Annotated in this window: 17 protein-coding genes; 3 read left to right on the top strand and 14 right to left on the bottom strand. The window is 54.8% G+C overall.

The annotated features are described in order from the left end of the window. Positions 1-5: 5 nt before the first annotated feature. The 13 genes from rimP to FC18_RS04295 form a co-directional block, all read right to left on the bottom strand. The gene (gene rimP / locus FC18_RS04355; protein WP_054678190.1) at positions 6-479 is read right to left on the bottom strand and encodes a ribosome maturation factor RimP; all 474 of its coding nucleotides are present in this window, start codon (positions 477-479) and stop codon (positions 6-8) included. A gap of 451 nt (positions 480-930) precedes the next feature. Continuing rightward, on the bottom strand, positions 931-2406 hold the full coding sequence (locus FC18_RS04350; protein WP_056975555.1) for a UDP-N-acetylmuramoyl-L-alanyl-D-glutamate--2,6-diaminopimelate ligase: 1476 nt from the start codon (positions 2404-2406) through the stop codon (positions 931-933). A 283-nt stretch (positions 2407-2689) separates the two neighbouring features. Then, entirely contained in the window at positions 2690-7006 is a 4317-nt protein-coding gene (locus tag FC18_RS04345; RefSeq protein ID WP_056975553.1) for a PolC-type DNA polymerase III, read from the bottom strand. A gap of 103 nt (positions 7007-7109) precedes the next feature. After that, positions 7110-8822, bottom strand: a complete 1713-nt coding sequence (locus FC18_RS04340; protein WP_056975551.1) for a proline--tRNA ligase — start codon at positions 8820-8822, stop codon at positions 7110-7112. An 89-nt stretch (positions 8823-8911) separates the two neighbouring features. Continuing rightward, positions 8912-10147 carry an RIP metalloprotease RseP gene (gene rseP / locus FC18_RS04335; protein ID WP_056975549.1) on the bottom strand — a complete coding sequence of 412 codons (1236 nt, stop codon included), beginning with the start codon at positions 10145-10147 and terminating at the stop codon, positions 8912-8914. Between the two features lie 24 nt (positions 10148-10171). Then, the gene (locus FC18_RS04330) at positions 10172-10960 is read right to left on the bottom strand and encodes a phosphatidate cytidylyltransferase (RefSeq protein WP_056975547.1); all 789 of its coding nucleotides are present in this window, start codon (positions 10958-10960) and stop codon (positions 10172-10174) included. 56 nt (positions 10961-11016) lie between these two features. After that, positions 11017-11766 (bottom strand): isoprenyl transferase, encoded by a 750-nt coding sequence (locus FC18_RS04325; protein WP_054678191.1) that lies wholly within the window; start codon positions 11764-11766, stop codon positions 11017-11019. A gap of 274 nt (positions 11767-12040) precedes the next feature. Next, complete coding sequence (gene frr, locus FC18_RS04320; protein WP_056975544.1) at positions 12041-12598, bottom strand: ribosome recycling factor; 558 nt, start codon at positions 12596-12598, stop codon at positions 12041-12043. A 2-nt stretch (positions 12599-12600) separates the two neighbouring features. After that, complete coding sequence (gene pyrH / locus FC18_RS04315; RefSeq protein WP_054678193.1) at positions 12601-13320, bottom strand: UMP kinase; 720 nt, start codon at positions 13318-13320, stop codon at positions 12601-12603. Between the two features lie 107 nt (positions 13321-13427). Further along, a complete protein-coding gene (tsf, locus tag FC18_RS04310) occupies positions 13428-14306 on the bottom strand; it encodes a translation elongation factor Ts (RefSeq protein WP_054678195.1) in 879 nt (292 codons plus the stop codon). A 136-nt stretch (positions 14307-14442) separates the two neighbouring features. Next, entirely contained in the window at positions 14443-15216 is a 774-nt protein-coding gene (gene rpsB / locus FC18_RS04305) for a 30S ribosomal protein S2 (RefSeq protein ID WP_054678197.1), read from the bottom strand. Between the two features lie 139 nt (positions 15217-15355). After that, on the bottom strand, positions 15356-15628 hold the full coding sequence (locus FC18_RS04300) for a GIY-YIG nuclease family protein (RefSeq protein WP_054678199.1): 273 nt from the start codon (positions 15626-15628) through the stop codon (positions 15356-15358). Then, positions 15621-16355 carry a tRNA1(Val) (adenine(37)-N6)-methyltransferase gene (locus FC18_RS04295; protein ID WP_054678201.1) on the bottom strand — a complete coding sequence of 245 codons (735 nt, stop codon included), beginning with the start codon at positions 16353-16355 and terminating at the stop codon, positions 15621-15623. The genes FC18_RS04300 and FC18_RS04295 overlap by 8 nt, the downstream gene beginning before the upstream one ends. 76 nt (positions 16356-16431) lie before the next feature. Between FC18_RS04295 and FC18_RS04290 the strand changes: the two genes are divergently transcribed. The 3 genes from FC18_RS04290 (at position 16432) to FC18_RS04280 (ending at position 20784) form a co-directional block, all read left to right on the top strand. Further along, entirely contained in the window at positions 16432-17082 is a 651-nt protein-coding gene (locus tag FC18_RS04290; RefSeq protein WP_054678203.1) for a lysophospholipid acyltransferase family protein, read from the top strand. A gap of 168 nt (positions 17083-17250) precedes the next feature. Further along, positions 17251-19272 (top strand): KUP/HAK/KT family potassium transporter, encoded by a 2022-nt coding sequence (locus FC18_RS04285; protein ID WP_054678204.1) that lies wholly within the window; start codon positions 17251-17253, stop codon positions 19270-19272. Between the two features lie 135 nt (positions 19273-19407). Next, positions 19408-20784: an APC family permease gene (locus FC18_RS04280; protein ID WP_056975542.1), complete on the top strand. Its 1377-nt coding sequence runs from the start codon at positions 19408-19410 to the stop codon at positions 20782-20784. Positions 20785-20835: 51 nt separating this feature from the next. On the opposite strand, the gene FC18_RS04275 is transcribed toward FC18_RS04280, so the two are convergent. Beyond that, positions 20836-21198 carry a hypothetical protein gene (locus FC18_RS04275; RefSeq protein ID WP_054678206.1) on the bottom strand — a complete coding sequence of 121 codons (363 nt, stop codon included), beginning with the start codon at positions 21196-21198 and terminating at the stop codon, positions 20836-20838. Positions 21199-21293: the final 95 nt, after the last annotated feature.

Here is a 21293-nt window from a genome sequence, read left to right as displayed (position 1 = left end):
GAATTTTAAAATTTAATTGCAAGTCGCGCGTTCGCGATGTTCTTCCGGTCGAACTTAATCTGCTTTTTCCGTGACTTGATTTGAACCTCAAGTGTGAGGTCATCAGGGTTCAGTTCAAGCAGCGTGCCTTCGAACACCTTGGTGCCATCCAGCTTCTGGAACAAACTGATGTGGATGTATTCACCCACCGCATGCTCCATGTCCTGTTCGGTCTTGAGTGGCCGTTCAGCACCCGGGCTGGAAACTTCCAAGTAGTAAGCTTGCGGAATTGGGTCAGGATCAACGTTATCAAGTGCTTCACTAAGCTCGTCGTTCACAACGACACAGTCGTTCAGCGTGATGCCACCGGTCTTGTCAATGTAAACGCGCAGGTACCAACCAGCACCCTCCTTAACGAATTCGATATCCGCCAGGTAGAAGTCGTGCTGCTTCAGGATTGGATCGACAATCGTCTTCACGTTGTCAACTACAGTACTCATCGTGTCCCTCCTTAGGTAACGCGGGTTAATCCCCGCAGTTTTCACAAAAAAATATTTTTTTGCTTTTTGCCGTGAATGGTACGGTGCTGAGGCGCAAATCGTCATTTGCACCCATGCGCACGGCCCGACGGTTTTTGCCAAACCGCGCTACACCGGCATTCACAAGCACAATTCCATTCACTTCTAGGCCACATATGCCAATAAAAAGAGTGAGCATCGCTGCTCACTCGACCGAGGTCTAGAATTCCTATCACCAACATACCACAAAGTTCCGTAAGGCGCAACGCATCAGGCGCTGGCGGCACCAACAAATAATTATTTTATGCATTTTTGGCTTGCACAAGCTGCGACCGCCGCCAAAAAAATTTGCAGCCGTAAAAAAATCGCGTCCCACGCCGATTTTATTTGCAATCAGTGTGCGGTGCGATTTCAGTAAATATTGGGGGTTCGACTACAGCAGCTTTTCTGCTTCTTCGTAGTCGCTGAAGTGGTGCTTGGTGCGGCCGATAATCTGGTAGTCCTCGTGACCCTTACCGGCAATCAGCACAACGTCGTTTTCCTGCGCGTGGCCAATCGCATACTTGATGGCTTCACGGCGATCAGGAATCTCCACGTACTGGTCTGGGGTGAGTTGGCTGGTAACCTGGTCCAAAATGGCCTGTGGGTCTTCTGTCCGCGGGTTATCGGAGGTGAACACTGGGTTGCTGGCCATCTTCACGGCGATGTTACCCATGATGTGGCGCTTATTCGTGTCCCGGTCACCACCACAACCGACAACACAGTAGACCTTGCCGTTCGCGAACTCGTGGATGGTCTCCAGCACGTTCTCGAGACCGTCTGGCGTGTGGGCGTAGTCGATGATGGTGATAATGCCCTTCTCGTTCGGCACAACCTGGAAGCGCCCGGGCACGCCGACCGCATTTTCCAGAGAGTGAATAATCTGTTCTGGTGTCAGGCCCTGACCGTACGCAGCACCGAATGCCGCGAGCACGTTGTAGACGTTGAACTTCCCAATCAGGCGCATGGATACGTGGTAAACCTGGCCGAAGAACTCAATGTCGAACTTGGTCCCGTGACCGGAAACCTGGACGTTCGTAGCGCGGATGTCCGCGTTCCCGTCAATGCCGTAGCTGAGGACGTTCGTGGCGGTTTGGGTACTCATCTCGATGAGCTTCAGGCCCGCTTCATCGTCGGAGTTAATGACGGCGGTCTTCGGGAAGGCTCCGTAGCCGTTACCCACCTGTGTGAACAACTGGGCCTTGGCTTCGAAGTAAGCTTCCATCGTGCCGTGGTAATCCAGGTGATCTTCAGTCAGGTTGGTGAAGATGACGGTGTCAAAGTCAACACCCCATGACCGGCCCTGCGCCAGCGCGATGGAGGAAACCTCCATGGCACAGCCCGCCTGACCATCGTCCCGCATTTCGGCGAACAGTTTTTGCATCTGCAGCGCATCCGGCGTGGTGTTCAGAGCCGGCTTGTTCTCGCCGCCGACTTCGTTCCCAATCGTGCCGATAACGCCCATTGAGTAACCGGCGTCTTCCATAATCTTCGCGGTCAGGCGGCTAACGGTGGTCTTCCCGTTCGTCCCGGTGACCCCAATCATCCGCAAGTCGCGGCTCGGGTTGTGGTAGAAGCGAACTGCAAGCTGAGCCAGGGCCTTGTGGGTGTTCGGCACCTTGATGACCTTGTCGCGGAATTCCTGGGCAACGGGCCGTTCAACAACGGCAAATTCGGCCCCAGCGGCGAAGACTTCGGCCAGGTGGTCGTGACCATCAAACATGTTCCCGTGGATAGCGACAAAACAGCTTCCAGGGGTAACTTCCTTCGTATTCGCGGTTAACTTGGTAATCTCCGGGTTCGTTGCAAGCACACGCTGCCGGTCTTGGGGGCTAACCTGTAACAAACTAATCAATTCTGCGGCACGCATTATCTTCATCCTTTCAAGATGGACTGACCGCTTAGACGTGGGCAAAAAGCTTTGCCCACGTGCGGTCATCTTTATTCTACTTTTTCAGCTTAATGCCAATATCCGCTTTTAGCAATACACCAGCATGCATTTAACCAAAACATCAACCAAGAAATCGGCGTGCGGGCACTGCACGTGACGTGCGTAAACGCAAAGAAGCTCCCCGCCGGCGTTGCGGCAAGGAGCTTCTGCGTTTTGGGTCCTGCATCGGCAGAACCCGGGACATAATTCCCCAAAAAATGTTCTAAAACAGGTTATCAAACAGTGACAACTGGTTCTCGTCGGGCAGAGCGTCCAGGACGTGGTGCTCGGTCATGTAGTCAATCAGAGTTTTAGAAACTTTCCCGCGGTTTTGCAAGTCTTCCTTGGACAGGAACGGCTTTTCTTCCCGTGCGGAAACAATCTGCTTGGCCACGTTGCCCCCGAGACCTGGAATTGCCCGGAATGGGGCGAGCAGCGTGTGGTCGTCGATGATCAGGAAGTCACGCGAGTCACTCTTTTCGATGTCAACCATCTTGATGTTGATCCCGCGTTCCTCACATTCGTTGGCGATTTCGAGGATTGTCTGCAGGCCTTTTTCCTTGGCGCTAGCTTCGTTCCCCTTATCGCTGATTTCCTTTATGGCGGCCTTCACCGCGTCCTTCCCGCGACTCATCGCCACGAGGTCGAAATCTTCGGCGCGGACAGAGAAGTAGGCTGCGTAGTACACCAGTGGGTAGTAGACCTTGAACCAAGCAATCCGCAGCGCCATCATGACGTAGGCCGTCGCGTGCGCCTTAGGGAACATGTACTTGATCTTGAGACAGGAGTCGATGTACCAGTCCGGCACGTTCTCGTTGTCCCGCATCGCCTTTTGCCAATCATCCGGAATCCCGCGCCCCTTACGCACGTGTTCCATGATATTGAAGGCCATGGAGTCGTCCATCCCCCAGTGAATAAGGTCCATCATGATGTTATCACGACAACCAATAACGTCCTTCAGGGAGATGACGCCTTGCTGCACCAATTCTTCCGCATTGCCGAGCCACACGTCGGTCCCGTGGGAAAGTCCAGAAATCTGGAGCAGTTCCGAGAAGGTCGACGGCTTGGTTTCTTCCAGCATGCCGCGGACGAACCGGGTCCCAAATTCTGGCACCCCGAGCGTCCCGGTCTTCGAGTTGATTTGTTCCGGCGTCACGCCAATCGTGTCGGTGCCGGAGAACAGGCCCATGACGCCAGGATCATCGGTGGGAATCGTGTGCGGATCAATCCCGGAAAGGTCCTGCAGGGTACGAATCATCGTCGGGTCATCGTGCCCCAGGACATCCATCTTCAGGATGTTATCGTGAATGGAGTGGAAATCAAAGTGGGTGGTCCGCCAAGCTGCACTCTGGTCGTCGGCTGGATACTGGATGGGCGTGAAGTCGTACACATCCATGTAATCCGGCACAATCAGAATCCCGGCCGGGTGCTGCCCGGTTGTGCGCTTAACGCCGGTTGCCCCTTGCGCCAGGCGGTCGATTTCGGCCCCCCGGAACACGGTCCCAGTGTCGCGTTCATAACCCTTGACGTACCCATACGCCGTTTTGTCCGCAACCGTCCCAATGGTCCCGGCCCGGAAAGCGTTGTTCTCCCCGAACAGGATCTTGATGTAGTTGTGCGCCACTGGCTGGTAGTCACCGGAGAAGTTCAAGTCAATATCAGGCACCTTGTCCCCGTGGAAGCCGAGGAAGGTTTCAAACGGAATGTCGTGGCCATCTTTGATCAGCTCGGTACCACACTTCGGGCAATCCTTATCCGGCAAGTCAAAACCGGAGCCGTATTCACCCTTGGTGTAGAACTCACTGTACTGACAGTTCGGGCAACGATAATGTGGTGGCAAAGGGTTAACTTCCGTAATTCCTGACAGCGTGGCCGCCAAACTGGAACCAACGGAACCACGAGAACCAACCAAGTATCCGTCCTTGTTGGACTTAAGTACGAGCTGCTGGGCAATGTTATAAATCACCGCGAACCCGTTACCGATGATACTCTTGAGTTCCTTCTTAATCCGCGCGTCAACCAGTTCGGGCAATTGCTCGCCGTACCAGGCGTGGGCGGTGCGCATAACGTCGCGCTCAAAGTTCTCGTTAACCCCGGGAATCTTTGGCGTGTACAGCTTGTCCTTAACTGGGGTGATGTCACCATCGACCCAGTCAGCCACCGTGTGCGTGTTGGTGACGACAATCTGGTGGGCCACATCGGCACCGAGCCAGTTGAATTCGTCCAGCATCTCGTTGGTCGTGCGGAATGGCACGTCGGGCAGCGGGTGCCGGTTCAGTGGGTTTGCCCCACCCTGGCTGTTAATCAGGATGTGGCGGTAAATGGCGTCGTGGTCATCTAGGTAGTGCGCATCGCCAGTTGCGACGACCGGCTTATCGAGGTCGGCCCCGATTTGAATCATCTTACTAATGACGTCCTTAACGTGGGCAGGACCAGACAGCACCCCACCATCCAGCAGGGGCCGGTAGTTCGGCAACGGCTGGACTTCAAGGTAATCGTAAAACTTGGCGAGTTGCCGCGCCTCATCGACCCCTTTTTGCATCAGTGCGGTGAAGACTTCACCGCTAGAACAAGCGGAACCCACAATCAAGCCCTCGCGGTAGTGCACGAGCCGACTCCGGGGCACACGGGGCACGCGGTAGTAGTACTTCACCATCGATTCGGATGCAAGCTTGAACAGGTTCTTGAGGCCCGCCTGTGTCTTAGCGATGACAATGGCGTGGTGTGGCCGCGCCTGCTTGTAGGCATCCCCTTCACCAACGCGCGTGTTCAGCTGGTTCAACTTGTCCCAACCGAACATGGCGCCCGCTTCCTTGAACAGCGCGTACATCAGGTAACCGGTCGCCTCCGCATCGGCGTTGGCCCGGTGGTGGTTTTCCAGCACGATGTTGTAGCGCTTGGTCAAGGTATCAAGTTTGTGGTTCTTGCTTTCTGGGTGCAACGTCCGGGACAATTCCAGCGTGTCAATCACGGGTTGCGCAATGTCCGACATGTTCAGTCGCCGGTATGCGGCATTCAGGAACCCAACGTCAAAGGTAACGTTGTGCCCGACCATCACCGTGTTCTCGGTGAAGGCCGCGAACTTCTTCATGACGGCTTCTTCAGTGCCACCCTTACGCACCATGTCGTTGGTGATGTGGGTGAGGTTAATCGTGAAGTCTGACAGCGCAAATCCGGGGTTGATCATTTCTTCGAAGGAATCAATGACCGCACCGTCCTTCATCTTGACGGCGGCCAGTTCAATCACCTTGTCGTAAACCGCAGACAGCCCAGTGGTTTCCACGTCAAAGACGACGTAGGTCTGGTCGGCCAGCACAAGCGGTTCGTCGTTGCGGTATGCCACCGGCGTACCGTCGTCCACCAGGTTGATTTCAACCCCGTAGAGCATCTTCATGCCGGCTTTCTTGGCCGCCGTGTGTGCTTCAGGATAGGCTTGCAGCCCAGCGTGGTCGGTCACCGCAATTGCTTCGTGTCCCCACTTGGCGGCGCGGCCGACATAATCGCTGATGGAGTTCATCGCATCCATCTGGCTCATGTTCGTGTGCAAGTGCAATTCGATGCGTTTATCCCCGTCTGGCGCCGTGTCTTGGCGTTCAGCGTGACTAACCTGCATCAAATCCCGGGCGTTCACGGTCAGTTCGCGGGAATAGCTGTCTTCCTGCACGGACCCGCGCACCCGCAGCCACATGCCCTTCTTGATCCCGTCAAATACGGCCTCGTCGTTCTTGTCGTTACTGAACTTCTTGACCAGAAAACTGCCAGAATAGTCGGTAATTTTGACCATCAGCAGCTTGCGTTTGCTCCGCAGTTCCCGGACTTCAACGTCGAACACGTACCCTTCGATGGTGACGTTGCGTTCTTCCTGGTTAATGGTGACCATCTGCAGGATTTCATCGCTGTCCTTGATTGGCCGCCCCAGCATGATGGCGGGGTTCTCAACGGCCTTCTTGTGGTCCGCGGCGGCCTGCTGAATGACACTGGCGGCTTTTTCGGCCAGCGCCGCAGTCTGTTCCGCGCGCTTGCTCTGAAACTCAGCCAGGTTCGCCTGTTCCGCAGCCGTGTCCACCTCTGGCTTGATGGTGAGACCGGCGAATCCGAGATCATGGTACGCATTTTCCAGCGCGCCCGTCACGTTGTCGCGGAAGTATTCCAGCATCGGCTGGTTCTCAACGGGCAAAATCAGCGTGTGGTTACGTAGTTCTGGTTCCATCTTCTCACACTGCTGGGCGGCAATCGCGGAACCCGTCAGCCCGTTTTCAACGATGAAGTTCCAGTAGCCCCGAATCATGCCGACGTCAAACTTGGGGTCAGCAACCGTGATGTGGACTGTAGTTTTAGCGATTTGCGTGAACGCCGCATCCAATGAACTCTTGAATTGGTGGAAAATGGCGAACGGCAGCACCTCATCCATCCCGAGCGTGAACTCGTAAACGCGGGATTGCGCGTGGACGGTTACTTGCTCAACGGTTGCGGTTTTGAATGCGGGGGCGTTGCTGATGCTGGGATCAAGCTGGATTTGTTCAAGCAGCTTGACGAACATATCGCGTTTTGATAACAAAGAATAATCCCCTCTCCGTAAAACTAAGCCAAAAACGTAACGGGACCGGAACTAAAGTCCCCGCCCCGCCATGTTTTGCGCGTGTTTATGCTTCGGCGTTACCGAGCAAAATCTTGATTGAGTTAATCAGTTCTTCCTGCTTAACTTCGATGCCTTCGCCGTTTTCGCGGAGCTTAACTTCCACGATTCCGTCGGCAGCCTTCTTACCCACCGTAACCCGGACTGGCAGGCCGATGAGATCGGAGTCGGCGAACTTGACGCCTGCCCGTTCGTTGCGGTCATCGAGCAGCACGCTGTAACCAGCTGCTTCCAGTTCCTTGGTGACCTGGTTAGCTAGTTCAACCTGGTCGGCCTTCTTCACGTTCATTGGCAGCACGTGAATATCGTATGGGGCAATGGCGGCTGGCCAGATAATGCCGTTGTCATCGGAGTTCTGTTCCACAATCGCGGAGAGCAGCCGGGAAACACCAATCCCGTATGAACCCATGATGATTGGCTTGCTGCGGCCGTTTTCGTCGAGGAAGTTGGCGCCCATCGCTGCTGAGTAGCGGGTACCCAGCTTGAAGATGTGGCCGATTTCAATCCCGCGGGTGAAGTGGAGGGTCCCCTTGCCGTCTGGGGAAGGTTCGCCTTCCACGACAAAACGAATGTCCGCAACCGTGTCTGGGGTGAAGTCGCGACCAGGGTTAACGTTTGCAAAGTGCTTACCGTGCTCGTTGGCACCAGCAAAGGCGTTGACCATGCCCATCACGCTGTTATCCGCAACAACCTGGACGTCGTCATCAACCTTCATTGGCCCCACGTTCCCTGGTTCAACGTGCATGTATTGCTTAACCTGGTCGACGGTAGCCACATCCAAGAAGTCTGCGCCAAGCAGGTTCTTCAGCTTCACGTCGTTGACTTCAAAGTTACCGCGTACAAGGCTCAAGACCGGCTTCTCGTCGGCGATAAACAGGACCGCCTTAATAATGTGGTCAGCAGGCACATTCAGCTTGGCTGCCACTTCGTCAACAGTACGCGCATCGCCGGTATCAACCAGGTGCAGGTCACCGAGTGCTTCATCAGTGGTCTGGGGCGCAGTCAGCGTCGTTGCCATTTCCAGGTTAGCCGCGTAATCACTGCCGTCAGAATAAACAATCGTGTCTTCACCAATTGGCGCGATGGCGGAGAATTCGGTTGAGTCCTTCCCACCCATGGCCCCACCATCACCGATGATGGCGCGGTAGTTCAGGCCAACGCGGTCGAAGACGTTGCGGTAAGCCTGCCGCATTTCCTTGTAGATGGTGTCGAGGTCTTCTTCGTTAGCGGTGAATGAGTATGCGTCCTGCATGATGAATTCACGGCCCCGGAGCAGTCCGTAACGGGGCCGATCTTCGTCGCGGTACTTAGTTTGGATTTGGTAAAGCACCATTGGCATCCGCTTGTAGCTGGTCAGCTGGTTCGCAACCAGTTCGGTGAAGGTTTCTTCGTGCGTTGGGCCGAGGATGAGGTCCCGGTCGTGCCGGTCCTTCAGCTTGTACAGGTTTGGTCCGTACGTTGCGTAACGGCCGGATTTTTCCCACAATTCAGCGGGCAAAAGTGATGGTTGCCGCATCTTCACGGCATCAATCTTCGCCATTTCATCGTCAACGATGGCTTCAATCTTACCCAGCACGCGGTCAGCCAGTGGCAGGTAGGCGTAAACCCCGGCTGCAACCTGGTTGATGTAACCGCCACGCAGCATGAGCTGGTGGGACTTAGCTTCCGCACTGTTTGGTACTTCCTTAGTCGTTGGAATAAGCACACGACTCTGTTTCATAATTTCATTTCCCCTCAGTTAATCTAACGTTTGCGGGTGCGCGTACGCATGATGCCCGCTGGTACTTCGTGGTTAAGGATATTCTATATTTAGAAAATACGCAAAATATCGTTAATCGTGACCGCAATCATCAAGGCAAATACGAGTGCCGCCCCAACAAGTGTGACCATGCCTTCCTTCTCGGCTGGCAGTGGCTTGCGGCGAATCAATTCCAAGATGTTGAGCACGAGCTTGCCCCCATCCAGCATTGGGATGGGCAGCAGGTTCATAATCCCTAAGTTCAGGGACAAGGACGCCAGGAACCAGATGATGTTGTACAGACCGCCCTGGGCCGCCTGACTGGTCATCTTGTAAATCCCGACTGGTCCAGCCAACTTGTTCAGCGAGAAGCCGCCGGTGAAGAGCGACTTGAGCGCGTCAAAAATCTGGACGGCAATCGACCACGGTTCAGTGAACCCATACTTCACCGCGTTCAGAAGACCGTGGCTGGTGGCGCTGGTGATGCCAATCATGCCCGACTGTGGTGTGACCCGCAGCGTCTTGGTCTTGCCGCTGCGATCCACCTTCACCGTCATGGTGCTGTTCTTGTGCTTGCCAATCTGCGTCTGCAGGTCCGCAAACGTGGCCGTCGCGGTGCCATTCACCGCGACGATGTGGTCGTTGGCCCGAATGCCGGCTGCCGCTGCGGGTGAACCGGTCTGCACGCTGCCAATTTGGTTACTGGTTGATGGCGTGCCCATGGCCAGCGCCAACGCAAAGAACGCAACGATTGCCAGCAGGAAGTTGTTCATCGGCCCCGCGAAGTTGACGAGCATCCGGCGCCAAATGGAGACACTCTGGAACTGCACGTCTTCTGGGGCGATTTCGATTTCCGTCCCGTCACTTTCGATGATGGTGGCATCGTGGTCGACATGGTAGGTGACCTCTTCACTTTCATCACCGTTCACGTACCCGGTAATAATCAGCTTCTTGATTAAGTCACTGCCACTCACCTGCACGGGGATTCCGCCTTCCAGCATGAGTTTGTCGCTCGTGTTGATGCGTTCAACGAGGCCGTCCGCGTTCGTAATCAGACTGACTTGTGCGCCGGGCTGAATCGTGCTGTCTTCGTCCTGCCAACCGGCCATGCGGACGTAACCACCCAGAGGCAGTGCCCGCAGCGTGTAGGCCGTCCCGTTTTTGCGCGTGCCAAATAGCTTGGGGCCCATGCCAATCGAAAATTCACGCACGCGGATGCCCGCGCGCTTGGCGAAGAAATAGTGGCCGAATTCGTGAACGATGACAATCGTCCCGAAGATGATGATAAACCAAATGATTGTGGTCATTTGCTACCTCCAGTCAATCCGTAACTAGACCAAACCGAGCCAGTGCAGGAGTGGCAAAACGAACAGTAAACTGTCGAAGCGGTCAAGAATCCCCCCGTGACCCGGCAGGATTTTACCAGAGTCCTTGACGCCGTAGTACCGCTTGAGCGCAGATTCGACGAGGTCCCCGAGCTGGCCCCAGATGGACATGAACAGGGCAACTGCCAGGACGGTGATGAGCTTGTGCCCCAGGGGGAAGAAGTAGGTGTAGATTGCGGCAAAAATTAGCGCAACTACGACCCCACCGATGGAACCTTCCCATGTCTTGTTGGGACTGATTGCGGGCCAGAGCTTGTGCTTACCGAACGCCCGGCCGAAGATGTAGGCCCCGGAGTCTGTCAACCACACGATGAGCAGCGCGAACATCAACAGGACGAGGCCCTTCGAGTTGCGCACCGCTGCCAGGTAGTGGAACCCGGTCCCGATGTAAATGATGGACAGCGCGGTGACCCCGATGTCATCGAACGTGGTCTTGTTCTTGCTCGTGACTGTCAGCAGCAGGAGCAGCGCAATGATAATCCCCAGCAAGTCGATGCGGCCGAAGTTCTTCGGCATCCAGTTGAAGAAGGCGTCGGGCAGGATCATGGCGAGCACGCCCAGTCCGGCAACCAGAGCCTCGAGGGACACGATAATCTTCTTGCGCATGATGAAGATTTCACTCATCGCAACTAATCCCAGGACGGCGGCGGCAACATCAATCCAGATGCCTCCAGCAATCAGAATGGGAATGAAGATAATCAGCGCAACCACTGCGGTGATAACACGTTGTTTCATAAAATTAGTTCTCCTTTAAGCAATGCGTCGGCAAAAAGCCCAGTTGGCGCACCTATTTATTTAACCTTACCGAACCGGCGATCGCGGGCCGCGTACTGCTTGACGGCATCAAGCAATGCGTCGCCGTCGAAGTCCGGCCACAGCTTGTCGGTGAAGACCATTTCGGAATAGGCAATCTGCCACAGCAGGAAGTTCGAAATCCGCTCCTCGCCGCTGGTCCGAATCAATAAATCGGGATCGGCCAAATCCCCCAGGGGCGCGGTCATCAAGGACTGCGCTACGGTTGCGTCATCAATCGTGTCGGGATCCAGATCACCGGCGGCAACTTGGCGCGCAATGTCGCGCACTCCCCGGACGATTTCGTCCCGCCCACCATAATTGAGCGCGAAGTTCAGTACCATGCCCGTATTCTGGGCGGTATCGGCAATCGCCTTCTCCGTTGCCTGCCGGGTTGAATCTGGCAGCTTGGTAATGTCACCCATGACCATGACCCGAACGTTCTGTTCGATGAGTTCCGGCACGAACTTGTTGAAGAAGGTCACCGGCAGGCTCATCAGGTACGAAACCTCCTGCTGCGGCCGGCCCCAATTCTCCGTGGAAAATGCGTATAGCGTCAGCACCTTGATGCCCATGTCACTGGCGGCGCGCGTCACGGTGCGTACCGTGTCCATGCCCTGCTTGTGCCCCGCAATCCGGGGAAGGAATCTCTTCTTCGCCCACCGACCATTACCGTCCATGATAATGGCTACGTGCCGGGGGACACGTTCTGCAGGTATTTGGCCCGCAAGTAAATTTCCCGTGCTCAAAAGCTGTCCACCTCTCGCTAGTCGAGTTTGCCATCGCAATCTGCACGCGCACATTCGCGGGTGCAACCGCATAATTCACGGCCAACTCGACGCAGTATTCTCTTAGCAGTTTAGCAGAATTCCGGCCTGCATGAAAGGGCAGACCGCGCCGTGTCGCGTGCAAATGCCGGCTGTAAACTAATCTTAAAACAACGAAAGGACCATAGAGCACCTTGGTGTCCATAGTCCTTCCCGTGAGCTTGTGTTTGCGCGTGCCTGCGGAAATGGTCGGCAGTTAGCCTTCCATGATGTCCTTTTCCTTAGCGGCGGCAATTTCGTCGATGCGCTTGGTGGCAGCATCTGTGACCTTCTGTGCTTCTTTTTCGAGGCGGTGCTGGTCGTCTTCATTGATGTCGCCGGCCTTTTGCTGCTTCTTGATGTCATCGATTGCGTCGCGACGAATGTTGCGGACGGCAATCTTGGCTTCTTCGGCGTGCTTGCCCACTTGCTTGGTCAAGTCGCGCCGCGATTCGGTCGTCAGCTGGGGCACAACGAGGCGAATAACGGTCCCGTCGTTCATTGGGTTAATCCCCAAGTCAGAAACGAGCAGGGCGTTTTCGATGTCCTTGAGTGATGACTTATCGTATGGGTTCACCTGCAATACACGTGGTTCGGGAATCGTGATTGCGGCCATCTGTGGCAATGGCGTTGGGGCCCCATAATATTCAACGCTGATGTGCGAGAGCAGACCGGCGTTGGCACGGCCAGCACGAATCGTGGCGAGGTTGCGTTCAAGCGCAGCCTCGGTCTTCTTCATCGTGTCTTGTGCGTGTTCGATAGCAACGTTAGCCATGATTAATTTCTCCCTTCAATCGTTGTGCCGACCTGTTCGCCGAGCACAACGCGCTTGATGTTACCTGGTTCGTTCAGGTTAAACACAACCAGAGGAATGTCATTATCCATGGACAGTGAACTTGCCGTGGTGTCCATAATCTTCAGACCCTTGGTGATGACATCAAGGTGGCTGAGCGATTCGAACTTAACGGCAGTGTCGTCCTTGGCTGGGTCTGCGGAGTAAACCCCGTCGACCCCGTTCTTGCCCATCAGAATTGCGTCCGCGTTGATTTCAGCGGCGCGCAGTGCGGCAGTCGTGTCGGTACTGAAGTATGGGTTACCGGTCCCGGCAGCGAAGATTACAACGCGACCCTTTTCGAGGTGGCGAACAGCCTTCCGCCGAATGTATGGTTCAGCAATCTGGCGCATCTCGATGGATGTCTGCACCCGGGTTGGCACCCCAATGGATTCGAGGCTATCCTGCAATGCCAGACCGTTCATCACGGTTGCCAGCATACCCATGTAGTCAGCTTGTGCGCGTTCCATGCCCAGTTCAGCACCGGTTTGGCCGCGCCACATGTTACCCCCACCACAGACGACCGCAATCTGGATGCCAAGGTCGTGGACGGCCTTGATTTCCTTTGCGACATCTGTGATTACAGGTGGGTTAATCCCAAAGCCGTTATCACCGGCAAGAGCTTCCCCACTAACTTTCAGAACGATTCGGTTATATTTGGCCATTAATAATAAACTCCTCTTCTATGCTGGTACTATTTTACCATAAGCGCCACAGCTAGGCCAAAAAAATAGAGCGGGAACGCGTCCCACTCTCATTTTTTCGGGTTAGATTAGTTACCCATCTGTTCAGCAACTTCGCTAGCAAAGTCGTTGGACTTCTTTTCGATCCCTTCGCCGACAGCGAAACGTTCGAAGCCGGTAACGGTAGCGCCCTTGCTTGCAGCGTATTCGCCAACGGTCTTGTCGGAGTCCTTAACGAATTCCTGGTCCAGCAGTGAGATTTCGGAGAGCCACTTGTTGATCCGGCCTTCGACGATGCGTGGCACGATCTTTTCTGGCTTGCCTTCCTTGAGGGTTTCAGCAGTAACAACGGCCTTTTCGTGTTCAAGGTCAGCAGCTGGAACTTCATCGCGGTTCAGGTACTGCGGGTTGATTGCAGCGATGTGCATTGCAATGTCCTTAGCAGTTTCCTCGTCGCCGCCCTTAAGCGTAACGAGAACGGCAATCTGACCACCGTTGTGCAGGTATGCACCGAAGACACCATCGTCTTCCTTGGTTGCAAGTGCAAAGCGGCGAACAGAAATCTTTTCACCGATAACAGCGGTGAGCGACTTAGCAGCCTGGTCGATGGTTTCGCCGTCGAGGTCGAGGGCAAGTGCAGCTTCAAGGTCGGCTGGCTTGCCAGCAGCAATCTTAGCAGCTACAGCGTTAACGAAGTTCTGGAACTTGTCGTTAGAAGCAACAAAGTCGGTTTCAGCGTTAACTTCAACGATAGCAGCAGTGTTGCCATCAGTTGCAATCTGAGCGAGACCTTCAGCAGCGATGTTGCCGCTCTTCTTGGCAGCCTTGATGATGCCGCGTTCGCGAAGAACGTCAATTGCCTTATCCATGTCCCCGTCAGCCTGAACGAGCGCCTTCTTAGCGTCCATCATGCCGGCCTGGGTCTTGTCACGGAGTTCCTTAACTTGTTTTGCGGTAATGGTAGCCATAACTTGGCAATCCTCCTATTAATACGAAATGTTTTTACGATTCTGCATCAGCAGCGTCGATAATTACAATTGGTTCATAGTCGAGCTGTGCAATAAAAAAGCTGCCCGGAGCACCAGGCCCAGACAGCTTATTTAATTACTGAGCGTTGTCGCCTTCAACAGCTTCAACGACGTCTTCCATGGAGTCAGACTTAGGAGCAGCAGCCTGCTGGTCTTCAGCCTGGTCTTCACCCTGACGGCCTTCGATGATAGCGTCAGCCATCTTCGCGGTGATCAGGCGAACGGCGCGGATTGCGTCGTCGTTAGAAGGAATGATAACGTCGATGTCGTCTGGGTCGGTGTTGGTGTCGACCATCGCAACGATAGGAATGTTCAGCTTGTGAGCTTCCTGAACGGCAATCCGTTCCTTACGTGGGTCAACGATGAAGAGAACATCTGGGATGCGAGGCATGTCTTCGATACCGCCAAGGAACTTGGTCAGCTTTTCCTGCTGCTTCTTGAGCAGAGCAACTTCCTTCTTAGGAAGTACATCGAACGTGCCGTCTTCAGCCATCTTCTTGATGTCCTTAAGACGCTTGATCCGGGTCTGGATGGTGTTCCAGTTGGTCAAGGTACCACCGAGCCAACGGTGGTTGATGAAGTACTGGCCAGCACGGGTTGCTTCTTCAGCAATCGCGTCCTGAGCCTGCTTCTTCGTCCCAACAAACAGGAATACACCGTTGTCAGAAGCAACATCCTTCACGAAGTTGTAAGCATCGTCGATCATCTTGACGGTCTTCTGAAGGTCAATGATGTAGATACCGTTACGTTCGGTGAAGATGAATGGCTTCATCTTAGGGTTCCAACGACGGGTTTGGTGACCGAAGTGGACACCAGCTTCAAGCAACTGTTTCATGCTCAATACAGACATGATAAATCCTCCATAATATGGTTTTTTTCTTCTCGACGACTTCATCTTGCGGAAAGACTCTCGCGAGCACCGATTCTACAATCCGTCGCCAATGTATGTTGTGCGTTTCACACACTCAGCCATTATACATGAATGCTTTTTACCACGCAATACCGTGTGCGCGTAAAAATGCCTCTTTTTGCGCGCGCGGTTGATGTTTAAAGTGCCATTCAGCCGATAACGCGTCGTGTTTATTATCGAACTCTTCACCATACAGTAACTTAACGGGCAAACGCGGCTTCGTGTACTTGGCCCCCTTGCCCGCATTGTGCGCAGCGATGCGCGCGGTGAGGTCGGGCGAATACCCACCATAAAACGTGCCGTCTGCACACAATAAGACGTAAAAATAATAGGAAGAAGTTGTTTCAGTCATGGATTAACGCCGCCACTTCTGGGGTGTACTCGCCATCTTCCCCGTAGACGATGACCGGCGGCAGGATGCGGATGCCATCTGGCTTACCACTGCGCCGCGTCTCAATCAGCACCATGTTGGCTTCACGGTCCGCCTTGGGGTGCACGAAGCGAATGCGTTTGGGCGCCAGGTCATGCTCGACTAGTGTCTGTAGCAATTCTTCGAGCCGGTCGGGCCGGTGCACGAAGAACGCCTTACCGCCTGTTTTAAGCAGCCCGCTGGTGATGCGGGCGACGGTATCAAAGTTCGTGGTCAGCTCGTGACGCGCCAAGGCCAAGGCTTCGTTGGGGTTTTGCACATCCCCCGGCCGCACCTTGAAGTACGGCGGGTTGCACGTGACCACGTCGGCACTGTCCTTAGCGACGTGCGCCCACGTGTCGGCGAGGTCAATGTTGAGCACATTGACGCGCCCTTGCAGATTATTCAGCTCAACACTGCGTCTAGCCATGTCCGCGAGCCGGGGTTGAAGCTCGACAAGTGTAACGTCTTGGTCCGTTTTGCGGGCCACGAACAGTCCCACCGCGCCGTTGCCGGCAGCCAGATCAACCACGCGACTGTGCTTGCCCACCTCGGCAAAATTCGCTAGTAGCACGGCATCGAGCGAGAATGCGAACACATTGCTGCTCTGAATAATCTGAATTCCCTGCGTTTGCAGTTGGTCAATTCGTTCGTCATCTGCTAGTTGCAAGTTTAATCCTCCGTTCGTAACGCCTCCGCCTATGCTATAATTCTATGCATAAGTGCAACTGAAATGAGGCGAATTGATGTTTTACTCTTTTGCCCGGGGTTTGCTCCGGTTCCTTGTGTGGCTGTTCAACGGTAACACACATTATGAAAATAAAGAAGTTCTTCCTGATGGCCCGTACGTGCTCGTTGGTCCGCACCGTACTTGGTGGGACCCCATCGTCTTCGCGCTCGCCGCGTCCCCACGGAAGTTCGCGTTCATGGCCAAAGCCGAAACTTTTCACAATCCAATTATAGGCTGGATTATCGGCCATGCCAACGGTTTTCCCGTTGACCGCGCCCACCCTGGCCCGAGTGCCATCAAGACGCCCGTGAAGATTCTGCGTAAGGGTGAGCTGTCCCTTATCATGTTCCCCACCGGCTCCCGCTATTCCAGCGAGATGAAGGGCGGGGCAACCATGATTGCCAAGATGGCGAAGGTACCCATCATCCCCGCCGTGTACCAGGGCCCGCTCAAGTTCGGGCAACTGTTCCTGCGCAAGCGCATGACGATTCGGTTCGGCGCACCCATCACCGTGCCGGCCGGCAAACTTAACGATGAGCTGTTCGAGCAGGTCAACAAGTTAATGGAAGATGCGTTCACCCAGCTGGATTACGAGATTGATCCGGACTTCAAGTACGTGCCGGACACGACTAAGTACGAGCAGGAAAAAAATAGCGGTAAGGTCTAACCGCAGCCATAACTCCCGGTAACTTCCTCGTGAAGTACCGTGAGTTTTACTATCGCGCTGCAATCCGCCTGGTTGGTTTGCACCCCTGCGGCCAATCGCTTACACTAATATTAAATTGTTAATATTTGATCACGAACGCCGCCTGCGTTCATAAAGTGAGGAAATGCCATGACGAAGCTTAACGCTAAGCCGCAAACCAAAAAACAAAAATTAACCATCGCGGGATTGCTCGTAACCCTCGGCGTTGTGTACGGGGACATCGGGACCAGCCCGCTCTACGTAATGAAGTCGATTGTCGCCGGCAATGGCGGCCTGGGTAGCATGACCCACGACTTCTTGGTGGGAGTCGTATCCCTCGTGTTTTGGACCCTGGCCATCATCACCACGCTCAAGTACGTGATTATCGCCTTGCGCGCCGATAACAACGGCGAAGGTGGGATTTTCGCCCTGTACACGTTGGTGCGCAAACACGCTAAGTGGCTCGTCTACCCCGCGCTGATTGGGGGCGCGGCGCTGCTGGCCGACGGGATGCTCACGCCCGCCGTGACGGTGACCACTGCGATTGAAGGTCTGCACGGGCTGACGATTGCCAATCACGTCTGGATTAACTCCCAAGCCCAAGTGATTCTGGTCACCGTGGCCATCATCACCGTCTTGTTCTTCATCCAGCGCTTCGGGACAGAACTGATTGGTAAAGGCTTCGGGCCGGTTATGACAGTCTGGTTTGTCTTCCTCGGGGTCATGGGCCTCATCGGGCTTAGCCGCGACTGGTCGATGCTGGCGGCGCTCAACCCCTACTACGCGGTTGAACTGCTGCTGTCACCCGCCAACAAGATGGGCATCTTCATCCTCGGTTCGATTTTCCTGGCGACAACCGGGGCCGAGGCCCTCTACTCAGACATGGGCCACGTCGGCCGCCCGAACATTTACCTCACCTGGCCATTCGTCAACCTCGCCCTCTTCTTGAGTTACTGCGGCCAGGCAGTGTGGCTCCAGGAGAACGCGGGCAACGCGGCGCTGGCCAAAACGGCGGAGCTCAACCCGTTCTTCGATAGTTTGCCCGCATCCCTGCACCTGTTCGGCATCCTGTTGTCCACGCTGGCGGCGATTATTGCCAGTCAGGCGCTGATTAGTGGGTCCTACACGCTAGTTGCCGAAGCCATCAAGCTGCGGTTCCTGCCGCGCCTCCACATTATTTACCCCACCAAGTTCAAGGGGCAGCTGTACATCCCCGCAATCAACACGATTATGTGGCTGGTCTGTGTCGCTATCGTCTTCTACTTCCGCACCAGTGCCCACATGGAAGCCGCATACGGACTTGCCATCACGGTGACGATGCTGATGACTACGATTCTGCTGCACGCGTACCTGCGCATGCGCAAGGTACCGACACTTGTCGCCGGCCTCATATTCCTCTTCTTCGGGGCCATCGAAGTTGTCTTCTTCGCGGCCTCGGCGGCGAAGTTCTTCCACGGTGGGTACGTGACCGTGCTGATTGCACTCGTCATTTTGGTCACGATGTACATCTGGTTAGTTGGTGGCCGCCTGCGCGATCAGTACGCCTACACCAATACGCGCGTGGCGCTGCCAGCATACAAAAACCAGCTGGATGCACTGCACACGGATAAGGAGCACCCGCTGTACGCCGACAACCTGGTTTACCTCACTGAAATCCAAGACGAACGCTTCGTGAAAAAATCGCTGCTCTACTCGATTTTGGACAAGCGGCCCAAGCGCGCAGACGTTTACTGGTTCGTCACCGTTAACGTCACGGACGAACCCTACACGGCCGAATACACCACTGACACGTTCGGCACGGATTACATGGTGAACGTGCAGCTCTACCTTGGTTTCCGCATGGAGCAGAAGGTGAACATCTTCTTGCGCCAAATCGTGGGCGACCTAATGGCGGCTGGCACCATCAAGCGCCAACCGCAGAAGTACACGACTGACCCGGGCCGGGAAGTCGGCGACTGGTCGTTCGTCTTCGTCCGGGAAGAATTGTCTTCTGAAACCGCGATTAGTGCGTTCGATAAGGCCATCATTCAGGCCCGCATTTGGCTACAAAAGCACACGGTGACGCCGGCACGCTGGTTTGGCCTCGAGTACGCGGACGTGGTGGAAGAATACGTACCCCTCGTTTTGGGCAAGACCCGCAGCATGCGCTTGCAGCGCATCAAGCGGCGGTAATATATGGAATATTGCGGCACCCGCACGGCAAATGTGCGGGTGCCGTTTTTTTATTCTGATTGCTCAGCTTTACGCCGGCGGGTTCTTGTGGCAAAATAAAATAGTTTGTATCGTCTCATTGATAAGGAGCAAATCATGTCTTTTTGGAAACGTATCTTCGCCAAGGCGGACGTTAAAGCGGCCACGAACGCGGATCACCAACTCATTCGCAGTCTGAAAACGCGCGACCTCATTGCGCTGGGGATCGGTGCAGTTATCGGGACCGGGATTTTCATCCTGCCCGGCACTGTGGCGGCGACCACTGCTGGCCCCGGCATTTCGGTATCCTTCATCCTGGCTGCGATTGTCTGCAGTCTGGCTGCCATGTGCTACGCGGAATTCTCCTCGGCCCTGCCCGTTGCGGGCTCAGCGTACGCGTACGGGAACATCGTGTTCGGGCAGATCGTCGGCTGGATTATCGGCTGGGCACTGATCCTTGAATACATGCTGGCGGTTGCGGCCGTTTCGACTGGTTTCTCCGGCTACTTCGCCAGCCTAATCAGCGGCTTTGGTTTGCACATCCCCAAGGCCTTAAGCGGCGCGTTCAACCCCGCCCAGGGCACGTACGTGAACCTCGTGGCGGTGCTCGTGGTGCTGGTCATCGGCATTCTCCTCAGCCGCGGGATGCGCACTTCCATGGTCGTTTCCCGGGTGATGGTTTTGGTCAAAATTGCCATTATTATTCTGTTTGTGGTTGTAGGCCTGTTCTTCATCAAACCGATGAACTGGCACCCCTTCACCCCCTTTGGCCTGAAGGGGGTCCTCGCCGGAGCCGCGACCGTGTTCTTCGCCTACCTGGGCTTTGACGCCGTATCTGCCAGCGCGCCTGAAGTGGTTAAACCGCAGAAGACGTTGCCGCGCGGGATTATCGGCACCTTGATTATTGCGACCATTCTCTACGTCGCCGTGGCCATCGTCCTCACGGGGCTGGTCAGCTACACCAAGCTCGACGTGGCGAACCCGGTATCGTTTGCCCTCGACATGATTCACCAGCCTCAGCTTGCCGGCGTGATTGCCATCGGGGCACTGGCGGGGATGTTCACGATGATGCTGACGATGATTTACAGTTCCAGCCGGCTCGTTTACGCCATCGGCCGCGACGGACTGCTGCCCAACTGGTTCGGACACGTCACGAACGGACTGCCTGAGCATTCCCTCTGGACGGTCACCATTATCATCGCCATCATGGGTGGCTTCATCCCGCTGGATCAACTCGTGAACCTGGTGAACATCGGGACCCTGATTGCCTTCGCGTTCGTTTCCATCGGCATTATTCCCCTTCGCCGGCACAAGGACATCGACAACCAAGGCTTCAAAGTGCCCGGTTACCCAGTAGTGCCCATCCTTTCCTTCATCTTCTGCCTCATCTTCATGACGCAGCTGAGCGTAGAAACCTGGATGATGAGCGGTATCTGGTTCGCGTTCGGACTAATTGTCTACTTCGCGTATGGGTACCGACATTCCGCTAAATAAGCACATTAAAAAACTGGTTAGGACATTTGCCCTAACCAGTTTTTGTTTACCTTACTTCTTGGCCTCTGCGCCGACGTTCTTCTTGGCCTTCCGGTACAACCAGAAATCTGCACCAAGAATCCCGATGACAAAGATGACCCCACCGGCAATGGCCAGCACATCTGAATCGCCCATGGCAATTGAGGCAATCATCAAGATTACGAGCACAATGTCGAATTGAATCCGCTGCTTGGCCCGCTTTTTCGGCACGACCGGATTCCGCCGCGCCCAATCAACGTAATAGCCTGCGTACAGGACCGCAAATGTGTAGAATGCGAGTGGTGATGTGTAATCATTCGCCGTAATCCACCAGAAAAACGCAATGATGGTGAGAATACTCAGCAAGTTTTTGCGTAACCCATTAATAATCTTCAATCAAAGCCACTTCGCTTTCTAGTAATCCGTTTCCATTAGCTTATGCCATATTGTCACAGAACTCAATGACCCAGGTCAATTTTAACGGTTAACGG

This window comes from Lacticaseibacillus sharpeae JCM 1186 = DSM 20505 (assembly GCF_001436225.1).
GTDB classification, from domain to species: Bacteria; Bacillota; Bacilli; order Lactobacillales; family Lactobacillaceae; genus Lacticaseibacillus; species Lacticaseibacillus sharpeae.
Note: the sequence above shows the minus strand (reverse complement) of the source record. Positions and strands in the feature narration are given on the sequence as shown.